The organism is Neobacillus pocheonensis, assembly GCF_050477905.1.
Classification (GTDB): domain Bacteria; phylum Bacillota; class Bacilli; order Bacillales; family Cytobacillaceae; genus Neobacillus; species Neobacillus pocheonensis_A.
In genome coordinates this window covers 25907-50408 of sequence record NZ_JBCNAD010000045.1, presented here as the reverse complement: position 1 = coordinate 50408, position 24502 = coordinate 25907, and the positions used below count along the sequence as shown (strand labels likewise).

Here is a 24502-nt window from a genome sequence, read left to right as displayed (position 1 = left end):
GATGAAACAGAAATTTGCTGCTCAATTATATACGTTACGGAATGAAATAAAGAAGGATTTTCCCGGGGTGCTGCGTGAGTTAAGGAAAATGGGTTATGCAGCTGTGCAAATCGATGGGCTTTATGGTTATTCCCCAGAAGAAATAGCTGAGGTTTTAAAAGAAACAGGATTAAAAACAGCTGGCATGCATATCAGCCTTGACCGCATGAACAACGAGTTAGAACTGGTTTTAAAGGAAGCTGACTTATTTGGGACTACCGACTTTTTCTGCCATTACCTTGAGGAAGAGATGCAAAATGTTGAAGGTTATCTGAAAGCAAAACATGACCTGCTTGAAGTCGCAAAAAAAGTAACGCCAAGAGGTTACAGGGTGGGATACCATCACCATGACTTTGAATTCCGTACAACAATAGATGGGAAATTTGCCCTTGATTATATTTTAGAAGAAGAGGATGGATTGTCTCTTTATCCAGAGGTCGATACCTATTGGGTAAAAATGGCGGGATTTGATCCTCTATCCTATATGCAGAAATTCCCTAATCGAGTTCCAATTCTCCATCTAAAAGATATGACTAATGATGAAAGAAAATATTTTGCTGAAGTAGGGACTGGGTCGATTGACTTTGAACCAATTTTATTATGGGGCGAACAAAATGGAGTTGAATTCTATGCCGTAGAACAAGACTTCTGTCCTGGTAATCCTATGGATAGCTTAGAATTGAGCTTGACAAATCTCATTAAAATGGCGGAAAAAGTAAACGTATAGAGCTATACACAAGGTGGTGAGCGGCAACATGAATGATATTGAAGTAGTGCATGTTATATTCAAAACGCATCTGGACATTGGTTTTACTGATTTAGCAGAAAATGTGACCGAACAATATATTAAGTCATACATACCAAAGGCCATTGAACTGGCAGAAAAACTGGAGAAAGAAGATACTTCAGTCGGTTTTGTTTGGACGACAGGCTCCTGGCTAATTCAGGAGTATTTAAAACAGACAAATATCGAAGAGAAGCGAAGAATGGAAACGGCGATACAAAAGGGATTTATCGCCTGGCACGGACTGCCGTTTACGACGCATACGGAATTAATGGATGCTGAGTTATTTCAATACGGGCTGTCGATTGCGAAACGATTAGATTCGAAATATGGTAAAGAAACCATTTCGGCAAAAATGACCGACGTACCGGGACATACAAAAGCGATGATTCCTTATTTAATGAGTAATAGTATCCAATATTTGCATATTGGCGTAAATCCAGCTTCAAAGGTCCCTTCTGTCCCTACAATCTTTGTGTGGAAGGGGAAAGACGGTTCGGAAATCGTCGTTAATTATGCCGACAACTATGGGGACGTCCTTAGACTGGATGGTTTAAAGGAAGTGATGGTATTCGCACACACTGGTGATAATTGCGGACCACCGTCTATTGAAGATATAAAAGCTGAATTTGCTAGTTTACAAGTGCGGTTTCCAAATGCCGTTATCAAAGCATCGAGCATGGATGCATTTGCTGCCAAGATACAGGGCATTAAACATACCCTGCCGGTTGTTTATGAAGAAATTGGAGATTCCTGGATACATGGTGTAGCTACAGATCCAAAAAAGGTCGCTCAATACCGGGAATTGCTTCGACTTAGAAATCAGTGGGTATCCGAAGGCAAGTTAGACGTAAGTAGTGAAGAGTATCAAACGTTTTCTGACTGGCTGCTGCTAATCCCTGAGCATACATGGGGATTAGATGAAAAAAAACACCTCAATGATTATAAAAATTATGCCAAGCAGGATTTTCACCAGGCAAGGCAGAGAAATACAATTGATGAGGATTCGGTTCCGGATAAATACAGCTATATTGGTTCATTTGCCATGGATGAGTATGACCGCTTATCGAATGAAGTTTTTTCAGGTGCACCGAAAAATCGCGATTATCAATTATTTGAAAATTCCTGGAAGGAACAGCGAAGATATATTGAAAAAGCAGCAGCTGCCTTATCTGCTGATCGCCAAAAGGAAGTTTTTGAAGCATTCGAATTATTAAATGCCCAAAGGCAGGAACAAGGCTGTGAGCGTTTAGAGCTGAACACGACTTATTCTCTTGGAAGCTTTTCTGTGGTGTTTGCAGATGATGGTTCTATTTCTAGTTTAGTAGAAAGCAGCGGAAAAGAGTGGACGAACAAACAAAAACGGATTGGTGTTTTTGCCTACGAGTCATTTGGTGTGGAAAATTATCATCAATGGTTTGAGGAATATGTGGAGAATATTGGTCAAACGTATCGGTGGTCGGAGGCGGACCAGGGTAAACCGGGATTTGAGCTGGTACATCCAAGGCCGAAACATGAAATCTATCAACCTAGAGTCGTTTCAATTACGAAAACAGAAACGGCAGCAAGTGATGATGTCGTTGTCCATCTAAGTTTTCCTCAGTATCCGGTAGAGTCATTGGGTGCCCCAAAAGAGGTGATCATTCACTATCATTTTTATAAGCAGGATGAACATATTGATATTGAGCTTAATTGGCTCGATAAGGATGCGAACCGCTTACCAGAGGCGATGTGGTTTTCGTTTGGGCTGGAAGTTGACAATCCAAACATTTGGAAATTAGATAAGTTGGGCGAACACATCTCTCCGCTGGAAGTGGTGAGAAATGGAAACCGCAACCTCCATTCTGTTGATAAAGGTCTTTATTATTCTGGAGCGGATGCCGAAATCATCATTGAGACGAAAGATTCGCCACTTGTCTCCCCGGGAGAAAAAAGATTGCTGCAGTTCAACAATACTTTTGCTTCCTTAGAAGGTGGATTCCACTTTAATCTCTATAACAATATTTGGGGAACGAACTTCCCGATGTGGTATGAAGAAGATGGGAAAAGCCGATTCTCACTAAAATTGAAATCAAACTTGTGAAAAGTAAATACAAACCCGAAATCATGGAGCTGATTTCGGGTTTGTGTGTTTAAAAATCTAAAGATAGGGCATTTTAATGTAGTTATGAATAGTAACGTTCCAATACAAATTTCGAACGATCGCCGCGCAGAATTGTAAAGGAATACTCAATGGGTACATGGTCCGATGAATAGGTCAAGGATTCTAATGAGAAAGCTGGAGAACCTGATGGTATATTAAGCATTTCACTTACTTCCTGATTAGAAAGAATCGGTTCGATTGTTTCTACAGACTTCCAAATATTTATTTGGTATTTGACTCGGAGCAATTCAAATAAGGAGCCCGAACAATCATCCTTTATAAGTGTTGGTGCGACATTCCAAGGGACGTAGGATGTGGAGTGCTGAAAGGGCTCCGTTCCACCGAACCTTAATCTTACTAACTTAATGACTGGATCATTATGATTAATTTCTAAAGAATCGGCAAGAGAAGGAAATGCCGGGATAATTTCCATTGCCAACACTTTTGAATAGGAACTAAGGCCTGCATCGTGCATTTGTTCTGAAAAGCTAGTAATTTTGGGGGTCAGTTTTTCCTTAATTTTAGGTTGTAAAACAAATGTCCCTTTTCCTTGAAATTTTTGAATCACCCCTTCAAATTCCAGTTGTTGTAGAGCCAGTCGTACAGTTGTTCTACTCACTTCAAACTTATTGCATAATTCTGTTTCGGTTGGAAGTTTGCTGCCGACTGGATAAATACCAGAACTAATCATATTTTTGATTTTTTCTTTTAGCTCAAAATACAAAGCAGTACCTGGCTTTCTTATCATTTTTTTCACTCCAGTCTACTAAAAAAATGAATCGTATTAAAATACCTACTATTATTATAATGTTACTACAAATTAAATTAAAGTAATTTTAAATTAATTCCAAAAAAATCCGATTTCAAGGTCCTATATTCTTAAATGCTACTAAACCACATTAAATTATTTGAAAATTTAATAAAAAATCTTGACTATCTAAAACTACTAAACTAAACTTGTTATAACAACATGATGAATTAGCTGCCAGTCAGCCATAATGTCATCAAGGGAGGCGAGAACTACATAATGGAAAAATATGAAGTATTAGTTCATGGAATCGTTTCTACAGATGTAATCTTTTCTTCCATTCCAAGAATACCAGACCCAGGTGAAGAAGTGTATTGTGGAGCTTTTGAATTTACCTGCGGTGCTGCTTACAATACGGCTGTCGCATTGTCAAGGCTGGGTATAAAAGTAGCCATGGTTTCTCCAATCGGAAATGATTTTTTGAGTAAGTTTATGAAAGAGAGTCTTGAGGCAGAGGGTGTATCAACAGAGTTAATGAAGCAGTTAGATTACCCGTTAAGGACGCTTTCTGTGGCATTAAACTATGGAGGAGATCGTTCCTTTATCTCTTATCAAGACGATTTGGGTGATTTTAATTTCGAAGAGTATGTAAGCGGTGTCATAAGGGAAACGGAAGCTAAGTTTTTACATACGGGAGCCAGTCCGGATGCAGCTCCAATAATTCAGATGGCAAAAAGGAAAGGACTCAACGTTTCATTGGATGTCGGATGGGATGACCAATGGTTGAGTGATCCAAAGTTAAAAGACATTATTCAAATGGGTGATTTATTCACACCTAACTTAAAAGAAGCGTTAAAAATTTCTGGCGAAACTTCCGCCCAAGAAGCAATGGACGTTTTAAGTAAGATAAATAATAGGACCATTATTAAACTAGGTGAAGAAGGTGCTCTTTTAAAGAAAGATGGCTCCCAACGAATCGTCTCAGGATTTAAGAGAACAGCGGTTGATACAACCGGAGCCGGCGATGTTTTTGTAGCTGGAGTTCTAACAGGGATTTTGAAAGGAATGGAGATCGAAGAGGCAGTTAGGCTCGGGAATTTCTGTGGAGGCTGCTCGGTTGAAGGTCTGGGAGGAACAAAGACAAGTCCTACCTGGGAAAGAGTAGAAAAAGAGTATTTTCAATGTATTAAATAAAAAAATTGGTGGAGGGAAAAAAGATGAAGCTTACAATTCTTGGTGGTGCCGGAATGCGGACACCTCTTCTCATTAACGGTTTGTTTAAACATAAGGATATTTCGTTTGATGAAGTTACCCTTTTTGATACCGATGCAGAACGTTTATCGATTATGGGGAACCTTTCAAAATATTTAGTTCAAAAAAATAACGCAGATATTAAACTTTCTTTTACAACTGACATCCGTGAAGCCGTTAAGGGAACAGATTTTATCTTCTCTGCTATAAGGGTCGGTCAAGAGGAAGGGCGAGTTAACGACGAGCGTATTGCCCTAAAACACGGAGTTCTTGGTCAGGAAACTACAGGGCCAGGCGGTTTTGCAATGGCACTAAGAACAATCCCTGTTATGATTGAATATACAAAAATTATCAACGAGGTAGCACCAAATGCTTGGTTGTTAAATTTCACAAATCCAGCGGGTCTTCTTGCTCAAGCACTTAATACATACGGACACCATAAAAAGGTTATCGGTATATGCGACGCACATGCTGGTATTAAAAATGCACTATGTAAATATTTAAAAGTTCCGCACACACGACTTCAAGTGGATTATTTTGGTTTAAATCATTTGGGATGGGTTCCTGCTGTTCGCCTTGATGGGGAAGACCAGCTTCCTAAAATACTAGAAAACTACGAACAACTTTCTCGTATTTCCCATGTATTTAGCTTTTTTGATCCGGAATTAATCCGAAATATGGGTATGTTACCGAATGAATATCTATATTACTTCTATTATCAAAACCAATCGGTTAAAAATATTTTGAATGTAAATGAGACCCGCGGTGAACAAATTGTAAAATTAAATCGACCGCTTCTTGGCCGATTGACTGAGCTCGTAAAAGATGGAAAAATCGAAGAAGCTTGGGCCGACTATAATGGAACACTCGAAGCAAGACACAGCACGTATATGTCCCGTGAAACGACTGGAACTGTCCATGATGTCCACGAACATGAAGAAGAAGTGGATATCACCTTTGAAGAAGAGGGATATGAGGGACTAGCTCTAAATATTATTAAGAGCATCGTCAATAATAAGCAGCAAATATTAACTCTAAATGTACCAAACAAGGGAACAATTTCCGGTCTGCATGATGACGATGTGGTAGAGGTACCGTGCCTTGTCAATCAAAATGGTTATTTCCCATTAGCGATCGGAGAAGTACCCGATATTGCGATGTCTTTCATTAAACCGGTCAAAACATATGAAAGATTAACCGTAGAGGCCGCTGTCAAAGGAGATTATGAAGCAGCAGTAAATGCCTTAACAGTGCATCCGTTAGTACCGTCCTATACTGTAGCAAAATCAATGCTAGATGAGTATTTGCAGGTTCATAAAGAGTATCTCCCGCAGTTTACTGATAAAACAATTAGCGTCTAATTTGTGAAATTCATGCTATTTATCTATTAATCTAGTATTAATAACAGATTACAATAAGAAAAGACAGATACCGAAATTGATTCGAACGAACTCAATTAAAGCGAGGGACTACCCATGAAAAAATTAAAGGTATTTTCAACTCTACTAACCGCTTCCATTCTATTTGCAGGTTGTAGTGCTGCACCGACGAATAACAGCAATAGTTCAGATAGTAAGAAAGAAGACAAACAAACAATTAGCTGGGACAACAAGCAAAATTTAAAAGGCCAGGAAATTAGTCTGTTATGGGTGGATTCAGATGGCGTTCGTGCAAAACTCCTAGAGGAATTCACGAAAGAAACCGGTATTAAGGTGAATGAAGTCGCAGTGGATTACAACTCTCTTTATAATAAAATCACAACATCTGCGTTGTCTAATTCTTCAAACATTGATTTAGCCGAAATGGACACTATTTGGGCTGGACAATTCTTAAAAGGTAATATTGCTTATGATCTAACAAAGGTTGTTCCAGAGGATGTTAAAAAGACCTTTACACAATCATCGTTAAGTTCAGTGATGTATGATAAAAAGCTTGTAGCTATGCCATTTTTTTCAAGTACAAAACACTTTTATTGGAACACAAAGCTTTTGGCCGATGCTGGTTACAGCGAGCCACCGAAAACCTGGGATGAATTTAGGGAAGTATCTAAAAAGTTAACGAAAAACGGATCATATGCTTCAGCATGGTCATGGAAACAATCTGAAGGGTTAACCTGTGATTACGTAAGTCTTGTTTATGGCTTTGGCGGAGAATTTTTTGATGCAAATGGAAAACCGGCTTTTAATAAAGGCGGAGGCTTAAAAGCACTTGAGTATATGACTGATCTCGTAAATAAAGATAAAACAGTAGATCCGGCGAGTTTGCAATGGACGGAAGATGATGTGAAAAATGCCTTTGCTGCTGGTAAAATTGCGATGATGTCCAACTGGGAAGGAATGTATCCTGACTTAAATAACTCTTCTAAATCTAAAGTGGTTAACCAAACCGATGTGGGAATTATGCCTGGAGAAGGTTCAGTTGTGTCATCCGCTGTTACAGGTTCAGAAGGAATTGCCCTTATGAATGGAAGTAAACATAAGCAAGCGGCATTAGAATTTTTAAAATGGATGAGTACGAAGGAATTCCAGCTGCCGCTTTTTAAAAATGGCGGAAATTATCCAACTGTAGAAGCGATGTATCAAGACTCGGATTTAAAAGCTGCCGACACTACTAAAACTATAGATAAAATTATGGAACAATTTAATTATGGCCATAATCGTCCAAATGCACCAGGTTATGTAGAATGGGCAGATATCCTATCTGCAGAACTTCATGAAGCATTATTAGGCAATAAGAGCCCAGAAGATGCTTTGAATTCTGCGGCTGAACAAATCGAAAAATCAATTGAGTCATCAAAATAGAATGAGAAAAGAAGCGGTTAAGAGTAACCGCTTCTTACTCCATCATAGGAGGGATATTTCATGGAAGGGCCCATGACAAAAGGAAAAAGCATGACGAGGATATTTACAGACAAGCGCTCACGGAAAGATCTTCTCTTTGCAGTTATTTTGTTATTACCGACCTTTTACATACTTGGTAAAACATTTATTTATCCAATCTATCAATCCTTGGTTTGGAGCTTCTTTAAATATAATTTAATGGATGGTTCCAGTGCTGTCTTTGTTGGTCTTGATAACTTTGTAAAATTATTTAAGGATAGGGATTTTTGGGTTTCAACCTATTTTACAGGCTATTTTACTGTCATATCGACTGCTGCAGAGTTAATCCTTGGGTTATTTAGTGCTTTGTTATTAAATCAAATGTTTAAAGGAAGAACATTTTTTCGCGCGATCATTATCATTCCATGGGCCATGTTGACCCTTGTAAATGGTTTGCTTTGGAAATGGGTTTTCCAGTCAGGGAATGGAGCAATGACGGTAATCCTCCATAAAATTCATTTGCTGAGCGAGGGAAGTGATCCATTATGGTTAGCTAGTGCTCATAACATCGTTAATGTGGCAACCCTTGCAGATATATGGAAAATGACTCCTTTTATGACCCTTCTCCTGTTAGCCGGTTTACAATCGATTTCACCCGATCTATATGAAGCTGCGATGATCGATGGAGCCGGATTTTGGAAAAAGCTAATGTATGTCACGATTCCACAACTTTGGCCGATTCTGATGATTGCAGTTGTATTAAGAACGATTGCCGCATTCCGTGTGTATGACATTCTTACCGTATTTACTGGTGATCCGACTACTTCTATCTCATATTTAACGTTTAATAAAGCATTCCGATATTTTTATCTTGGTGATGCTTCAGCAATGGCATGGGTATCAACTGGCATTATTTTGATTTTCATTGTTCTTTATATCCGGATGCTGAAGAAAAACTCACAGGAGTCCTAAAAGGGGGGATAAACATGCAAGAACAGATCATCGAGCAAAAAACTCAAACTTCGATTAGTGAGTTTTCTTCCAAACCAAGTTTAAGAACACGCTTGTTTAAACCGAAAGGGACTGACCTAATCCCGCCGTTTTATTTGTGGACTGGTTTGATTTTACTTGCTGTATTTACACTTTCACCATTTATCTATTTATTTACTTCTTCTATAAGCAGTACAAGTGAATTAATAAGTGGGCACCTTATCCCTCATTCTCCTACACTCGAAAACTATCGAAAATTGTTAACCGGCAGTGGAGCATCAGATTTTCTTGCGGCTTTAAAAAATAGTACGGTTGTTGGGATCGGCACCACTTTTTTTACCCTGTTTTTGGGTGTATTTGCAGCATACGCTTTTTCAAAGGTTCAATTTCCGTTTCGGAATTCTGCGTTATTTACTGTTTTGGCTATGCAGCTATTGCCATCGATCTCCATTATTGTACCTTTATACATTATGATGAGAGATGGTATTACCGTAAATATTCCATTTACTAATATTGTAATCTTTCATACTGTTCCATTACTTGATACTACATGGGCGCTTATTATTTCCTATACTACTTTTTCACTGCCTTTTGCCATTTGGATTCTATCCGGATATTTTGAAACGATTCCAAAAGCAATCGAAGAAGCAGCCTATATTGATGGTTGTTCTAGAATGGGCAGCTTTTTCAAAATCATTCTCCCACTGGCTATGCCTGGCATTGCGACTACCGCTATATTTACGTTATTACTTGCGTGGGATGAATTTATGTTTGCCAGTGCGTTTTCCCAAACTTTTGCGTCAAAAACATTGCCCATTGTCATTAGAGAATTTATTGGAAAGCACAGTATTGATTGGGGATTGATGACTGCAGGCGGTTTTATTGCCTCTTTTCCTCCTGTTTTAATTTCTTTATTTTTCTATCGCTACATTATCGGTGGATTATCAGGAGGAGTGAAAGAGTAACAATGAAAAAGGTTGTTTGAAGATGATTACGCTGGACTAAAGCAGTTAAAAGAAAATAAGGATTAAACAACAAAAAAGCCGGTCCTATCTATTAGGTACTGGCTTTCTATGGCGATAAGAGTGTGATTTTCGTAACGTTTCATCAATATAAATACAGCTTTCTAAATGAACGATATTTTCCGGATTCTAAGCTTTACAATGGAGGAGAAAGAATGGAAATAGTTAAAGTTCTTGATTATGATGAACTTTCACAACAATTAGCTGGTGAGATTTTATCATATATGACGACACCGGACCAAAAATTAATTTGTCTTCCATCTGGAGACACACCTCTAGGGGCATACAGAAAAATTTCAAAAAATTTACTTGAAAAAGACTTGGCCACTTTGAATTTTAAATTTATTGGACTTGATGAATGGGTTGGTATGGGGAGAGAGACCAAAGGAAGCTGTCAATATTATATGAATGAATATTTATATAAACCAATTTTCATAAAAGACCACCAAACTATCGAGTTTAACGCACGGAGTTTGGATTTAATAGAAGAGTGCCATAAAATGGATCAATATTTAAACCATCATGGACCGCTTGATTTAGTAGTATTAGGTGTCGGTATGAACGGTCATCTGGGTTTAAATGAACCTAGCAGCAGTTTTAACAGCTATTCACAAATCATAGAGTTGTCTCAAACGACCAAAATAGTAGCACAAAAATATTTTTCAGAAAAAGTTAAACTAGAGAAAGGAATTACCTTAGGATTAAAACATTTTTTAGAAGCAAAACGTTTAATTTTAATTGCCTCCGGAAAACAAAAAGCAAAAATAGTAAAAAAAATAGTTCAGGAAGAAATCTCTGAATCTTTACCTGCGACGATTGCAAAACTGCATCCCAATAGTACATTACTAATTGACGAAAATGCAGCAAATGAATTGTGAAAGTATATTGAAATTTTAATAAATTGAAAATATAATATGATTATAAGGTAAGCGCTTTCCCTAAAGTGAAGCTTTCCGAAGTTCTGCAGCATGAAAAATTTAATCAGTAAGACGATAAAATAACATTAAATGAAAAAACACTTCGCGGAAGATTGATAAACATCAAGAGGGAGTATGACATGAAACCAACGATTTATGATGTAGCCAAAGAAGCAAATGTATCAATTGCCACCGTTTCCAAAGTAATAAATAATACTGGGCGAATCAGTGAGAAAACCAAAAAAATGGTCATGGGAATCATGGAGAAGCTCGAATATCAGCCGAGCACTGTTGCCGTAGCATTAACGGGAAAAAGAACCTTCACCATTGGTGTGCTTGTGCCTGATATCGCGAACCCTTTTTTTGCTGAAGTAGCAAGGGCACTTGAAAACAATGCTAGGGAAAGCGGCTATACGATTATTTTGTGCAGCACGGATTATCAACTGGAACGGGAGCATGATTATTTGGAGCTGCTTTTAAAAAAACAAGTAGACGGCATTATCATCGCAACTGAACCAAAGGATTTGAACAAATTCAAACACCTTCAGAACCGGAATATTCCTTTTATTATGTTTTCCTTTGACCATCTGACACTCGACTCGCATGTTGTGACCACTGATGATGTAAGAGGAGGATATCTGGCTGGCCGTTATTTATTGGAAAAAGGACATCGGCATATTGCCGTGATTACCGAATCAGATCGAGCCAGCGGTAAGCTGCGTCTGGAAGGATTGAAGCAGTCACTGCTAGATGATGGAATGGACTTTAATAACGTTTTGGTGATTCATTCAAAATCTAAGATAGAAGAGGCAAAGAAAGCCGCCCAGCAAATATTGAAGTTGGAGAATAAACCAACCGCCGTGTTTGCAACGACAGATTTAATTGCCGTTTCCTTTCTTAATGAGGCACGCAAAGAGAAATTTTCGGTTCCGCATGATATTTCGATAATCGGCTTTGATAACACGGTTTATGCGGAAATTGCAGACCCTGGATTGACGACAATCGCACAGCCAATTCCTGATTTGGCTCGATATGCGATTCAACTGTTGATGGAATCGATTGAAAAGCCGGGCAGGTCTTTGCATCGGATTATGCTTGCTCCGTCACTCGTTGAAAGGGAGTCTGTAAGAAATTTAAGAAACTAGCTGTTGTTGAACAGAAAAAGCTGACCGAGGACAATCGTCAGCTTTTCATTAAAACATTTAGTTAAGCGCTTAACCTAATCATCTTATTAAGATGAGCGCTAATTTATTCACTTAAAGGGAGGAAAAACTGATGATAATTAATGTGGGGATAATCGGAGCGGGTCGTATTGGGAAAATACATGCTGATAATTTGAGAGGTATTCCGCAGCTTCGAGTTAAAAGTGTATCAGATATTGAAATCAATCATCTTGAATCATGGGCAAAAGAAAGACAGATTGAAGTCCTGACCACAAATTATTATGACATTCTAAATGATCCGGAAATTCATGCTGTCTTCATTTGTTCACCTACCAATACCCATGCGACTTTAATTAAAGAAGCAGCTGCAGCAGGTAAACATATTTTCTGTGAAAAACCAGTCAGCTTTTCTGTGGAAGAAACGAAAGAGGCACTCGAAGTTGTAGAAAAAGCGGGTGTAAAACTTCAAGTTGGTTTTAATCGCCGCTTTGACCCGAACTTCCGTAAAATTCAACAGATCGTTCAAGAAGGAAAGATTGGCAATCCACATATTTTACGCGTTACATCACGTGACCCAGAGCCACCAAATGTAGAATACATAAAATCTTCTGGCGGGCTATTCATGGACATGACGATTCACGATTTTGACATGGCTCGTTACATATTGGGCAGTGAAGTGGTTGAGGTATTTGCAAAAGGGGCTGTGCTAGTAGATCCAGCCATAGGTGAAGCTGGAGATATTGATACGGCTATCATTACCTTGAAGTTTGCAAATGGTGCTCTCGGAGTAATTGAGAACAGCCGCCGCGCAGCTTATGGATACGACCAGCGCTTGGAGATTTTTGGAGATAAAGGCGCCGCGAAAGCGGATAATAACCGTGCAAATACGGTCGAGGTATCTACTGTAGAACATGTTTCCAAAGAGAAGCCATTGTACTTTTTCCTAGAACGATACACACAGGCTTACATAGGTGAAGTAAAAGAGTTTGCCACTGCCATCCTCGAGAATCAACCAGTCGTATGCAGCGGTTTTGATGGTTTGCAAGCAGAACGGATTGCAAAAGCAGCAAGACAATCACTTGAAACTGGAGTGCCAGTTAAGCTGGATCAGGTTGGTCAATCCACGGCAATCTATTAATCTTTTATTGGGAAGGATAGAAGGAATATGAACCCGCTGAAATTTAAACAAGAGCGGCCGCTTGATCTTATTGCAGTAGGGCGGCTATGCATTGACTTGAATGCTAATGAAACGAACTGTCCGATGGAGGAGACGCGAACCTTTACGAAGTATGTTGGCGGATCTCCTGCAAATATTGCGATTGGTTCAGCTAGACTCGGTCAAAAGACAGGTTTTATCGGAAAAGTATCGGACGACCAAATGGGCCGTTTCATAACGGATTACTTGGAAAAGAATGCGATTGACACAGCTGGTGTAAAAATTGATCGTACTGGAGCAGTAACGGGGCTCGCTTTTACAGAAATTAAGAGTCCGGAAGATTGCAGTATTTTGATGTATCGCGATCATGCAGCGGATTTGAAGCTGCATCCATCTGAAGTCGATGAGGAGTATATTAAGAAATCAAAGGCTTTGTTGATTTCTGGTACGGCTCTGGCAAAGAGTCCATCACGTGAGGCTGTTTTTGTTGCGCTAGAATATGCATTGAAACACGGCGTAACGGTGTTCTTTGACCTTGACTATCGTCCATACACATGGACGGATGAAGCGGAAACAGCTGTATATTATAACCTGGCTGCTGAAAAGTGCGATTGTATTATTGGGACGCGTGAAGAATTCGACATGATGGAAAAATGGTTAAATGTGAAAGCATCAGATGACCATTACACGGCTTCCCGCTGGTTTTCCCACCGCGCCGAGCTGGTTGTGATTAAACATGGTGGTGCTGGCTCGATTGCCTATACAAAAGATGGGGCATCCCACCGAAGCGGCATTTTCCGGACCAATGTCTTGAAGACATTCGGCGCAGGTGACTCTTATGCATCGGCCTTCATTTACGGCCTTATGAATGGGAAGGACGTATCAGAGGCAATGAAGATGGGCAGTGCTTCGGCATCGATTGTCATTTCGCGCCATAGCTGCTCCGATGCGATGCCAACAATGGAAGAGCTGCAGCATCATCTGGAAACGGCTGTTTATGAATTGGCTTAATGCTATTTTTTGATATTGGTAGATTTTAAAATAGAAAGGAAGTTACTCAGATGACATTGACAACAGTACAAACCTTGAAAAATTTTATTGGCGGCGAATGGGTCGAGTCGACATCAGACAAAACAGAGGTAGTGTATAACCCGGCAACAGGAGAGGAGCTTGCCATCGTACCAATTTCTACTAAGCAAGAGGTGGACCAGGCTGTAAAAGCGGCGCATGAAGCATTTCAAACATGGTCTCAGGTTTCCGTTCCAAAACGTGCACGGATTCTTTTCAAATATCAACAACTTTTAGTGGAAAACTGGGATGAGCTTGCGAAGCTTGTTACAAAAGAAAATGGAAAAAGTTATACAGAAGCACACGGTGAAGTCCTGCGCGGCATTGAATGTGTAGAATTTGCTGCAGGTGCTCCAACTCTGATGATGGGTAAACAGCTTCCGGATATTGCAACAAATATCGAATCTGGCATGTACCGTTATCCACTTGGAGTAGTTGGCGGAATTACTCCGTTCAACTTCCCGATGATGGTCCCTTGCTGGATGTTCCCGTTAGCGATTGCCTGTGGAAATACATTTGTATTAAAACCATCTGAACGGACTCCGATTCTTGCTGCTCGTTTAGCGGAATTGTTTGAAGAAGCTGGCCTTCCAAAAGGGGTGTTGAATATCGTCAATGGTGCCCATGATGTGGTAAATGGTCTCCTTGAACATAAACTTGTTAAAGCTATCTCATTTGTTGGTTCACAACCTGTGGCAGAATATGTCTACAAGACTGGTGCTGCTAATTTAAAACGAGTTCAAGCACTTGCAGGGGCAAAAAATCACTCCATCGTCTTAAAGGATGCCAATCTGGATGTAGCTGCGAAGGAAATTACCAGTGCAGCTTTCGGTTCAGCAGGCGAGCGCTGCATGGCGGCGGCTGTTGTCACGGTGGAAGAATCCGTAGCAGATGTGCTGATTGCCAAGCTTAAAGCAGCTGCAGATGAAATGATCATCGGTAATGGACTAGAAGAAGGTGTTTTCCTAGGACCAGTTATTCGTCAATCTCATAAAGAGCGGACCCTCGGCTATATTGAATCAGGCGTTGAGCAGGGAGCAGTCCTCATCAGGGATGGCCGTAAGGACGAGGCGGTAAAAGGTGATGGTTATTTTATTGGCCCAACCATATTTGATCATGTAACACAAGAAATGAAGATTTGGCAGGATGAAATTTTTGCACCAGTGCTTTCTGTCGTCCGCGTGAAGGATTTAACAGAAGCAGTGGAATTTGCCAATGCCTCCCCATTTGCAAACGGGGCATGCCTATACACAGACAGTGCATCAGCTGTACGCCAGTTCCGTGAAACTATGGATGCAGGGATGCTTGGCGTCAATGTTGGTGTCCCAGCACCAATGGCATTCTTCCCATTCTCAGGTTATAAAGATTCCTTCTACGGCGATCTTCATGCAAATGGCCCGGATGGTGTCGAATTCTACACAAGAAAGAAAATGCTTACGGCCCGTTATTTAAAGTAAACGGTCAATAAAAGGGAAGTGGTGGGAGGGAAAAAATCCGTGCCGCTCCCTTTTTCTTTTCGGAGATTATTTAAAAGGAGGATCACCTAGTGGAAACGATTCGGTTGACAACAGCACAGGCACTTGTAAAATTTTTAAACGCGCAATATGTAGAATTTGATGGAAAGCAAGATAAGTTTGTAAAAGGGATCTTTACGATTTTTGGCCATGGTAATGTGCTTGGACTTGGTCAGGCTCTGGAAGAAAATCCAGGTGATTTAGATGTTTATCAAGGACGGAGTGAGCAGGGAATGGCAAATGCTGCTATGGCCTTTGCTAAGCAGAAACATCGCAAACAGATTATGGCCTGCACCGCATCTGTCGGGCCGGGATCTGCCAACATGATTACATCCGCTGCTACAGCAACGGCGAACAATATCCCCGTTCTATTGCTTCCTGGTGATGTGTTTGCAACTCGTCAGCCTGACCCAGTCCTGCAGCAAATTGAACAAACACATAATTTATCTATTTCCACAAATGATGCGTTCAGGGCTGTGAGTAAGTATTGGGATCGTGTAAACCGGCCAGAGCAGCTCATGTCTGCGATGATCAACGCCATGCGTGTTTTAACCAACCCTGCTGACACTGGTGCTGTAACGATTGCCCTGCCACAGGATGTACAAGGTGAGGCATGGGATTATCCAGAAAGATTTTTTGAAAAGAGGGTTCATCGAATCGAACGCCGGCAGCCATCTGTGGAAAGCGTACAGGATGCTGTCAGCCTCATTCAATCCAAAAAGAAACCATTCTTCATTTTAGGCGGCGGTGTACGCTATTCAGAAGCGGCTGATACTTTCTTGCAATTTGCTGAAAAATTTCATATTCCTTTTGGGGAAACACAGGCAGGCAAAAGTGCAGTTGAAAGTACACATCCGCTGAACCTTGGTGGACTTGGCGTAACAGGAAATTCGGCAGCTAACTCCATTGCAAAAGAAGCAGATCTAATCATTGCGGTTGGCAGTCGCTTTACTGATTTTACAACCGCTTCCAAGCAGCTGTTTAGTACGGCGGACATTCTCACTATTAATATATCAGAATTCCATGCAGCGAAATTGGATGCGGTGAAGGTAGTTGCTGATGCAAAGGCTGGTCTTGAGGCCATTTCCTCCAAGCTAGGAAATTATGTTTCCGGCTATCGATTTGAAATCGTGGAAGCGAAGCAAGAATGGGCAGAAGAATTGAATCGCCTTTATGAGGTTACATATGGAAAAAATTTCACACCGGAAATCGAAGGACATTTGGATGATAAGCTGCCTGAATATAATGAAGTTTTTCAATCTGAACTGACCCAAACTAGTGTAATTGGCAAAGTGAATCAACTGCTTGATGACGATGCTGTAATTGTTGGTGCGGCGGGAAGTTTGCCGGGCGACTTACAGCGCATGTGGGTTTCCCAAGCTCGTAACACCTATCATATGGAATACGGCTATTCCTGCATGGGGTATGAAATTGCCGGTGCATTAGGTGTGAAGTTGGCTGAGCCAAACAAGGAAGTGTACGCGATGACAGGCGATGGAAGTTACTTGATGCTCCATTCTGAACTTGTGACAAGCCTTCAAGAAGGCAAAAAGATTAATGTCATTTTGTTCGATAACTCTGGATTTGGCTGTATTAACAATTTACAGATGGAGAATGGCATGGACAGCTACGCTACCGAATTCCGCAAACGGAATCCGGAAACAGGAAAATTAGACGGTGCGATCATGAAAATTGATTTTGCAAAAGCCGCTGAAGGCTATGGGGCAAAAACTTACTCTGTTCGCACAATGGAAGAATTAGAAGAAGCGATGATGGACGCGAAAAAGCAGAAGGTCAGTACATTAATTGACATTAAAGTATTGCCTAAAACGATGACACATGGCTACGGAGCCTGGTGGAACGTTGGAGTGGCTGAAGTCTCGGAAAAAAATAGCATCAAGAAGGCGTATGAGAGTAACCAAGCGAATCTAGAAAAAGCGCGTGCGTACTAATAGGGGGAGTATGAATGTTTGAGGACAATCAAGTAAAGTTGGCGATTGCGCCAATCGGGTGGACAAATGATGATATGCCGGAGCTTGGCGGCGAAGTGACGTTCGAACAATGTATTAGTGAAATGGCACTTGCAGGTTTTTCCGGAAGTGAGGTCGGCAATAAATACCCGAGAAATCCGGAGGTGCTAAAAAAGGCCTTGTCATTGCGGGGACTGGAAATCGCAAGTGCTTGGTTTAGTGCCTTTTTAACTTCAAAACCATTTGAGGAAACTACCATGGCATTTATCGAACACCGTGACTTTTTACATGAAATGGGTGCTAAGGTCATTGTGGTATCTGAACAAGGAAATAGTATTCAAGGTCAAAACGAGACACCGCTCTTTGAGCAAAAGCCTGTTTTTACAGAAGATGAGTGGCAGCTGTTAATCGAAGGTTTGCATTTACTTGGGGATCTTGCTTCTGAAAAGGGCATGAAGATTGTATACCATCACCATATGGGTACTGGTATCCAGACGACAGAGGAAATTGACCGGCTGATGGCAGAAACGAATCCTGAAAAAGTATCGCTTCTGTACGATACGGGTCACCTTGTTTTTTCTGGTGAAGATTATTTATACGTATTAAATAAGCATATGGATCGTATTCATCATGTCCATTTAAAAGATGTACGAATTGATGTCGCCAAAAAGGTTCGTGAAGACAGATTAAGCTTCCTTCAAGCGGTTAAAGCTGGAGTTTTTACCGTTCCTGGAGATGGAGTCATTGACTTTAAGCCCGTTTTTGAGGCATTAGATGCTGCCGGATACAAAGGGTGGTTTGTGGTAGAGGCCGAACAGGATCCTTCGATTGCGAATCCTTTTGAGTATGCCTTGAAAGCCCGCCATTACATTCGTGAAGCTAGCGGACTATAAGGAGTAAGACGATGACATTAGTAAAGATGAAAGAGATTCTTAAACATGCGCAGGAACATCAATACGGTGTTGGGGCGTTTAGTGTTGCGAACATGGAAATGGTCATGGGAGCTGTCCGCGCGGCAGAGGAGCTTCGTTCACCACTTATTTTGCAAATTGCGGAAGTGCGTTTGAAGCACTCTCCCCTCCATATTATTGGTCCGGCGATGGTAGCAGCAGCTAAAGCAGCAACGGTCCCGGCAGCTGTTCATTTTGATCATGGCTTGTCAGAAGAAAGGTCAGAGAGGCACTTGAAATTGGCTTCTCTTCTATTATGTATGATGGATCCCATCATCCACTTGGAAAAAATATTGCAGAGACCCAGAAAATCGCGGCTATTGCTCGTGAATATGGGGCGACAGTTGAAGCAGAAATCGGACAGGTTGGCGGCAGTGAGGATGGTTCAGTGGATCTTGAAGTGTTAATCACTTCAACGGAAGAAGCCAAGCAATTTGCTGCAGAAACAAGGATTGATGCACTGGCGATTGCCATCGGAAATGCACACGGGATGTATAAAGGAGACCCTCATTTACGAATGGATCGATTAGAAGAAATCCATGCTGAAGTGGATATTCCGCTTGTGCTTCACGGAGGTTCGGGTATTTCCGAGAAGGATTTCCGTCAATGTATCCACCATGGCATTCGGAAAATTAATGTGGCTACTTCAACCTTTAACCAAGTTGTCAACAGGGTTAATGAAGAAGCTCCATTCCATAATTATTTTTCCTATCACGAATCTGTGATTGAAGCAGCGGCAGAAAATGTAAAACGTCATATCCGTATGTTCCAAAGTGATGGGCGTGTCGAGGAGGTAAAAGCATATGTATGAAAAGCTCGGTGAATTAAAACATGGCTATACCAAGATTACAGATATGAAAAGCAAGCATTCTGATATGCTGCAAGATATAGGTATTTACACCTTAAATGAGGGAGAAATCGAGGTGCTGTTTGACGGACAAAAAGAGACTGCCATTCTTTTGCTTGAAGGAGCGGTTCGTTTGGAATGGAACGAGAACTCACACGAAATAAAGCGCAAGAGTGTTTTTGATGAAGACCCATGGTGCCTGCATGTTCCAAAAGAGGTGGAAGTAAAGGTCACGGCAATGGGGAACAGTGAGGTTCTTGTTCAGAAAACGGATAATGAAAATATCTTTGAAGCAAAGTTATATACGCCGAAAGATTGTTCGAGTGCCGTTGCTGGTGAGGGTGTTTGGAACGGAACGGCAGAACGGGTGATCCGGACTATTTTTGACTTTAACAATGCTCCATATTCCAATCTGGTTATCGGAGAGGTTATTTCCTACCCCGGCCGCTGGTCAAGCTATCCGCCGCATCATCATGACCAGCCTGAGGTGTATTATTATCGATTTGATAAGCCACAAGGGTTTGGTTGTGCCATGGTTGGACCCGAGGCATATCGCGTTGAACATAACAGCTATATTACGATACCTGGGGACCTCGATCACCCGCAAACGACTGCACCAGGATATGCCATGTACTTTTGCTGGATGATTCGCCATCTCAAAAATAATCCTTGGACGGATCGGATTATGGAGGAAGAGCATAAATGGCTGCTAGAGCCTGATGCGAAAATCTGGCCTGAAAAGTAAAAAACAGAGCATGGGAACCGATATTGTTTCATCTTTTTCCAAAGTCCCGGATTGGGCGATCGTGCAGGAATTACTGGAGCTCTCCTGCTTGGCCATCAATCATTGAATGAGTCAAGACAAAGTTAAAATGTATGATTGAATAAAAAAAGGTGTCCGCACCACGTGGACAAACCGAAGGGTTTGTCCACGAATGGTGCCTGACACCTTTTTAATTTCTTTTATTCTATTTGCCCCAGCAATTCTAAGGCTTGTTCTTTGGTTTCAATAGCAAGCAGTTGTTCTCTGTATTCTTCGTTCATGAGTTTGCGTGAAAGCATTTGAAGAATTTTAAGATGTTCGTTGCCTGCCGCTTCTTCTGGGACGGCGATCATGAAGATTAGTTTAGCTGGTGTTCCGTCATAGGCTTGCCAATCTACGCCGCCTTTTTTGATACCAAATACAACTGATGGTTTAACAACTGCTTTTGATTTACCGTGCGGGATCGCTATATTGAAGCCAATTCCTGTCGTGCTTTCTTTCTCACGGTTGATAATGGCTTTTTTGAATTTCCGTTTAGAGTTAATGGCTCCAACTTGATCTAGTTTTTCGATCATTTCATCAATAACAGATTCTTTCGTGCTTCCTTGGATGTTTGTATCAATAAGCTCTAAACTGATTAAATCTGTTAGTTTCATTTCAATCACTCCACATTCTTTTTCAGTGCGTTTACCATAAACGCTGTTACAACTACCCCAACTATAATGGCTATTAAGAACATGACAACGTTATCGATGGCGCCTAATGCTGCCACAATGAGTCCGCCATGTGGAACATGGTCACCTACATGACTTAGCATGGCAATAACGGCACCAGCCATAGAACCTACCATAATACTAGGTATTACACGAAGCGGATCTTTTGCGGCGAATGGAATGGCCCCTTCTGTGATACCGAATAAGCCCATGAAGAAGGCTGCTTTTCCTGCTTCCTGTTCTGCATCTTCATATTTCTTTTTATTGATTAGTGTAGCTAGACCCATTCCGATAGGAGGGATACAGATAGCTGCTGCAATAGGTCCCATAATCGCATAGTTTCCTTCTGCAATCATCGCTGAACCGAATAAGAACGCAACCTTGTTCACTGGGCCCCCCATATCGAATGCAATCATCGCTCCTAAGATTAATGCTAAAACAATTGAACTTGCCCCTTGCATACCATTTAAGAAGTCGGTTAATCCGGCGAATACTGCTGCTACTGGATTTCCTAAGATAAAAATAAATACTGCGGCAACGACGGCACTTGCTAGAATCGGGATAATTAAGATTGGCATAATTGGCTGTACCATTTTTGGTACTTTCCAGCTCTTAATCCATTTTGCTACATAACCGGCGATGAAACCTGCAATAATACCGCCAAGGAATCCTGCGCCTGCCTCGCTGCTGTAGAATTCACCATGTGCGGCTATATATCCACCGACCATACCAGGTACTAATCCAGGACGGTCCGCAATACTCATGGCAATAAATCCTGCTAAAATGGGAACCATGAAACCAAACGATGCTGCACCCACATTTAAGACGGAATTCCAAATAGAGTGTGGGTCAACGACCATTCCTTTTGCGGTAGGATGACCGCCAAGACCTAGTGCTAATGCGATTAATATACCACCGACAACAACGAATGGAATCATATACGATACACCATTCATTAAGTGGCGATAAATCGGGTTTTGTTTATCTTTCATTTCTTTTTTGATTTGATCAACTGATTTTAATTCTTCTTTAAAGACAGGGAAGTCGGCAGCTAATACATTGGTAATGAGTTCGTCGGGTTTACGGATTCCGTCTTGAACACCAGTTACGAGTAATTTTTTTCCGACAAAGCGTGATTTGTCTACCGTTTTATCGGCTGCGATAATAATTGCATCTGCTTCTTGAATTTCTTGTGCGGACAATTCGTTCTCCACACCGATGGAGCCTTGTGTTTCTACCTTCATCTGATGACCAAGCTTCTCAGCAGCTTTTTGCAAGTTTTCCGCTGCCATGTAAGTATGGGCAATGCCGTTTGGGCATGATGTTATGGCTAAAAGCTTCATAGATTTTCATCTCCTACATAAGTGTTGATTCCTATGTATTATTTATACATCTGAAATCGCCTTCATTAAGGATGAATGTTTACCGCATATTGCGGAAAAAGTCGTTTTAATATGACCAATGACCAAGGGGCGGGTTCTTGTGGCACAAATTAACCTCATTTGAACCCTGAGAACCGTCCCCTTTAATTTCACAGACTTTTTATAAAGTCCATTGGAGTTTTCTGTTTGATAAGATTATTGACTAGCATAGGGTTATCACAAAGGCTGCCTATTTCGGTAAATAAGTCTTTGGTTTTTGCTTTCTCACCTGGCTTTTTGGCTAATGTCAGGACAAGGGAAACATATTCCTTTCCCCAAAGGATGGGGCACTTTAGAACCCCTACTGCAATGGCAGATTCTTTTATGTAGGATGGGTCACCATGTGGTATCGCGATTCCACCGCCAATATTGGTTGAGGAATGCTGCTCACGAATAATGGCTGATTCAATATAGTCTTCTTTGACGTAACCGTGTTCCAACAATTTTAAGGCTAGTGCTTCAATGATTTCATAGGGATGACCGAAATCTAGATTGATTAAAATGTTATGTTCATTGATGAGCCCTCGTAAATTAGGGAAGTCTCCCTCAACTTGATTAGGGCTTTCAGCTGGTATGTCGTGTAAATCGTCAATAAATGCTTGTAATTTGTTTTGATCCTCCGCTGTTAATAGTGGAGTTACCTCAAAAACCGGTAAAGTTGTATTGGGAATAGGTATGGTCGAAATGATGAAATCAATATCATCTGCTGAATAGTGATGGATATTGTAAATGGATACCGTATCAATGATGTCCAATGAGTGAAATTTCCGCTCTAGCTTTGTTCGAAGCAGCACGGATGCACCAATTCCCATGGGGCACACAATGATTGTTTTTCTGTTGCTGCCGTTTCTTTTTTGCATTCTTTCGAGTGATGCTTGAAAGTGTAGAGTAAGGTAGGCAGCCTCTTCCTCGGGTAAATGCAACTGTAATTCTTTATTTAAGTGAACCAATTCATTTACTACGGCATCAAACAAATAAGGATACATCCGCTTAATCGGATCAAGAATGGGATTCGAAACAGATAAATGATGTTTTAGACGATTCATGGTCGATTGTAAATGAACACTTAATCCTAACCGGAGATCTTCATCTTTTGAAAAATCCATATGAGTTCTGCTTGAGACACGACTTACTAGATTAGAAGTCAAGGATTGAATCTCGTTTCCAATGTGGCTTCCCCCAAACACTGCTTTTTGAACTTTTCCTCCCATAAAATGAAAAGCGATATAAGCAATTTCATTTACAGGAAAACGAACAGCAAACAGTGTCTCTACCTTTCTAAGCGTTTTCTCTGCTAATTGGAATTCATTATTCTTACGAATTTGTTGGATTTCGGATTTCATCATTGGGATGGAATTCCCTAATTTCATCCGTTTTACGGCAATAAGAATATGTTTTTGCAGGCTGTGTATGGTTTCGTCTGTATAGGGGTTAGATAGTGAATGATTAACCTCTTCTAGAGCAAGCCCAACTGCAGCTATTTCCTGCATTTCAAATAATTGTTCCCAAAAGACCATGCTGTTGGTTTCGTCTGTTTCGATGAATGATGGAATTTTCGAAATGGCCAATCGCCAATCATGCTCACTTCCCTCTACTTCTAAACCTAATTTTCGTTTCGTAGTTAGACTTAGCTGGGATTTTTTCAAAAAGGCTTCAATCTTTTCGAAATCCTTTTTAACGATGGCTTTATTGACAAAAAACAACTCTGCCACCTTCTGAATGGTAACCGTCTTTTTCTTGATGAGTAACAGTTCCAGAATGGAATATAGCCGTTCTTTTTCTTCCATTTCATCATTTACGGCATAAACATTGTAAAGCTTGTTTAAGAGAGAACTTCTTTCTGCTTCACTAATCTCTAGTCGGAAGCCGATATTTGGCTTACGGGAAAGTGCAGCAGTTGAATGATTGCTAAGCCACTGATCAAGTATCTTTGAATCATTCCGGACTGTCTTCTCTGAGCAATCCAACTCGTCAGCAATCTGATGCGAAGATAAATAATTATTGCCCGCATCAAGTAAAATTTTTAACATCGCCTTTTGGCGGTCGTTCAATGGAATCACCTCAACTAGGGGGTGGGGGGGTATTGTGAAACATGTCGAATGGTAACATATTCTTAAATGCTTGTCACCATCGAAATGGTGAAACAAATTTTTTTTGATTCTTTTCAGAAATTGGAGTATTCTTGGGAATGGAATTAATTGATAGTTTTATCCATGCACATATT

The 24502-nt window shown here is 40.7% G+C and carries 17 protein-coding genes and 2 pseudogenes; 16 read left to right on the top strand and 3 right to left on the bottom strand.

Features of this window, described 5'->3' with window-relative positions; all coding sequences use genetic code 11:
- Position 1 precedes the first annotated feature (1 nt).
- Positions 2-766, top strand: coding sequence for a sugar phosphate isomerase/epimerase family protein (locus tag ABES02_RS23325; RefSeq protein ID WP_430140113.1), 765 nt, complete (start codon positions 2-4; stop codon positions 764-766).
- Positions 767-794: 28 nt separating this feature from the next.
- Entirely contained in the window at positions 795-2906 is a 2112-nt protein-coding gene (locus ABES02_RS23320) for a DUF5054 domain-containing protein (RefSeq protein ID WP_430140112.1), read from the top strand.
- Positions 2907-2988: 82 nt separating this feature from the next.
- On the opposite strand, the gene ABES02_RS23315 is transcribed toward ABES02_RS23320, so the two are convergent.
- Positions 2989-3714, bottom strand: a complete 726-nt coding sequence (locus tag ABES02_RS23315) for a GntR family transcriptional regulator (protein WP_430140111.1) — start codon at positions 3712-3714, stop codon at positions 2989-2991.
- Between the two features lie 279 nt (positions 3715-3993).
- Here ABES02_RS23315 and ABES02_RS23310 point away from each other — a divergent pair, with 279 nt between their 5' ends.
- The 14 genes and pseudogenes from ABES02_RS23310 (at position 3994) to ABES02_RS23245 (ending at position 20126) form a co-directional block, all read left to right on the top strand.
- Entirely contained in the window at positions 3994-4908 is a 915-nt protein-coding gene (locus ABES02_RS23310; protein WP_430140110.1) for a carbohydrate kinase family protein, read from the top strand.
- 23 nt (positions 4909-4931) lie between these two features.
- On the top strand, positions 4932-6326 hold the full coding sequence (locus ABES02_RS23305; protein ID WP_430140109.1) for a 6-phospho-beta-glucosidase: 1395 nt from the start codon (positions 4932-4934) through the stop codon (positions 6324-6326).
- A gap of 114 nt (positions 6327-6440) precedes the next feature.
- Positions 6441-7766, top strand: coding sequence for an extracellular solute-binding protein (locus ABES02_RS23300; protein ID WP_430140108.1), 1326 nt, complete (start codon positions 6441-6443; stop codon positions 7764-7766).
- A 60-nt stretch (positions 7767-7826) separates the two neighbouring features.
- On the top strand, positions 7827-8756 hold the full coding sequence (locus tag ABES02_RS23295) for a carbohydrate ABC transporter permease (RefSeq protein WP_430140106.1): 930 nt from the start codon (positions 7827-7829) through the stop codon (positions 8754-8756).
- A 14-nt stretch (positions 8757-8770) separates the two neighbouring features.
- Positions 8771-9739, top strand: a complete 969-nt coding sequence (locus tag ABES02_RS23290; RefSeq protein WP_430140104.1) for a carbohydrate ABC transporter permease — start codon at positions 8771-8773, stop codon at positions 9737-9739.
- Between the two features lie 212 nt (positions 9740-9951).
- Positions 9952-10674: a glucosamine-6-phosphate deaminase gene (locus ABES02_RS23285; RefSeq protein WP_430140102.1), complete on the top strand. Its 723-nt coding sequence runs from the start codon at positions 9952-9954 to the stop codon at positions 10672-10674.
- Between the two features lie 179 nt (positions 10675-10853).
- Positions 10854-11858, top strand: coding sequence for a LacI family DNA-binding transcriptional regulator (locus tag ABES02_RS23280; protein WP_430140100.1), 1005 nt, complete (start codon positions 10854-10856; stop codon positions 11856-11858).
- A gap of 130 nt (positions 11859-11988) precedes the next feature.
- Positions 11989-13014: an inositol 2-dehydrogenase gene (gene iolG, locus ABES02_RS23275; RefSeq protein WP_430140099.1), complete on the top strand. Its 1026-nt coding sequence runs from the start codon at positions 11989-11991 to the stop codon at positions 13012-13014.
- Positions 13015-13041: 27 nt separating this feature from the next.
- Entirely contained in the window at positions 13042-14043 is a 1002-nt protein-coding gene (gene iolC, locus ABES02_RS23270; protein WP_430140097.1) for a 5-dehydro-2-deoxygluconokinase, read from the top strand.
- Between the two features lie 50 nt (positions 14044-14093).
- A complete protein-coding gene (locus ABES02_RS23265; RefSeq protein WP_430140095.1) occupies positions 14094-15557 on the top strand; it encodes a CoA-acylating methylmalonate-semialdehyde dehydrogenase in 1464 nt (487 codons plus the stop codon).
- Between the two features lie 89 nt (positions 15558-15646).
- Positions 15647-17566, top strand: coding sequence for a 3D-(3,5/4)-trihydroxycyclohexane-1,2-dione acylhydrolase (decyclizing) (iolD, locus tag ABES02_RS23260; protein WP_430140094.1), 1920 nt, complete (start codon positions 15647-15649; stop codon positions 17564-17566).
- Between the two features lie 14 nt (positions 17567-17580).
- Positions 17581-18477, top strand: a complete 897-nt coding sequence (iolE, locus tag ABES02_RS23255) for a myo-inosose-2 dehydratase (RefSeq protein ID WP_430140092.1) — start codon at positions 17581-17583, stop codon at positions 18475-18477.
- A gap of 11 nt (positions 18478-18488) precedes the next feature.
- Positions 18489-19345 (top strand): annotated as a pseudogene (locus ABES02_RS23250) (class II fructose-bisphosphate aldolase).
- Positions 19338-20126 carry a 5-deoxy-glucuronate isomerase gene (locus ABES02_RS23245; protein WP_430140090.1) on the top strand — a complete coding sequence of 263 codons (789 nt, stop codon included), beginning with the start codon at positions 19338-19340 and terminating at the stop codon, positions 20124-20126. Before ABES02_RS23250 ends, ABES02_RS23245 begins: the two are co-directional and overlap by 8 nt.
- Before the next feature lie 218 nt (positions 20127-20344).
- Here the strand turns inward: ABES02_RS23245 and ABES02_RS23240 are convergent.
- Positions 20345-22200 (bottom strand): annotated as a pseudogene (locus tag ABES02_RS23240) (fructose-specific PTS transporter subunit EIIC).
- Positions 22201-22388: 188 nt separating this feature from the next.
- Complete coding sequence (locus ABES02_RS23235; protein WP_430140088.1) at positions 22389-24329, bottom strand: BglG family transcription antiterminator; 1941 nt, start codon at positions 24327-24329, stop codon at positions 22389-22391.
- Positions 24330-24502: the final 173 nt, after the last annotated feature.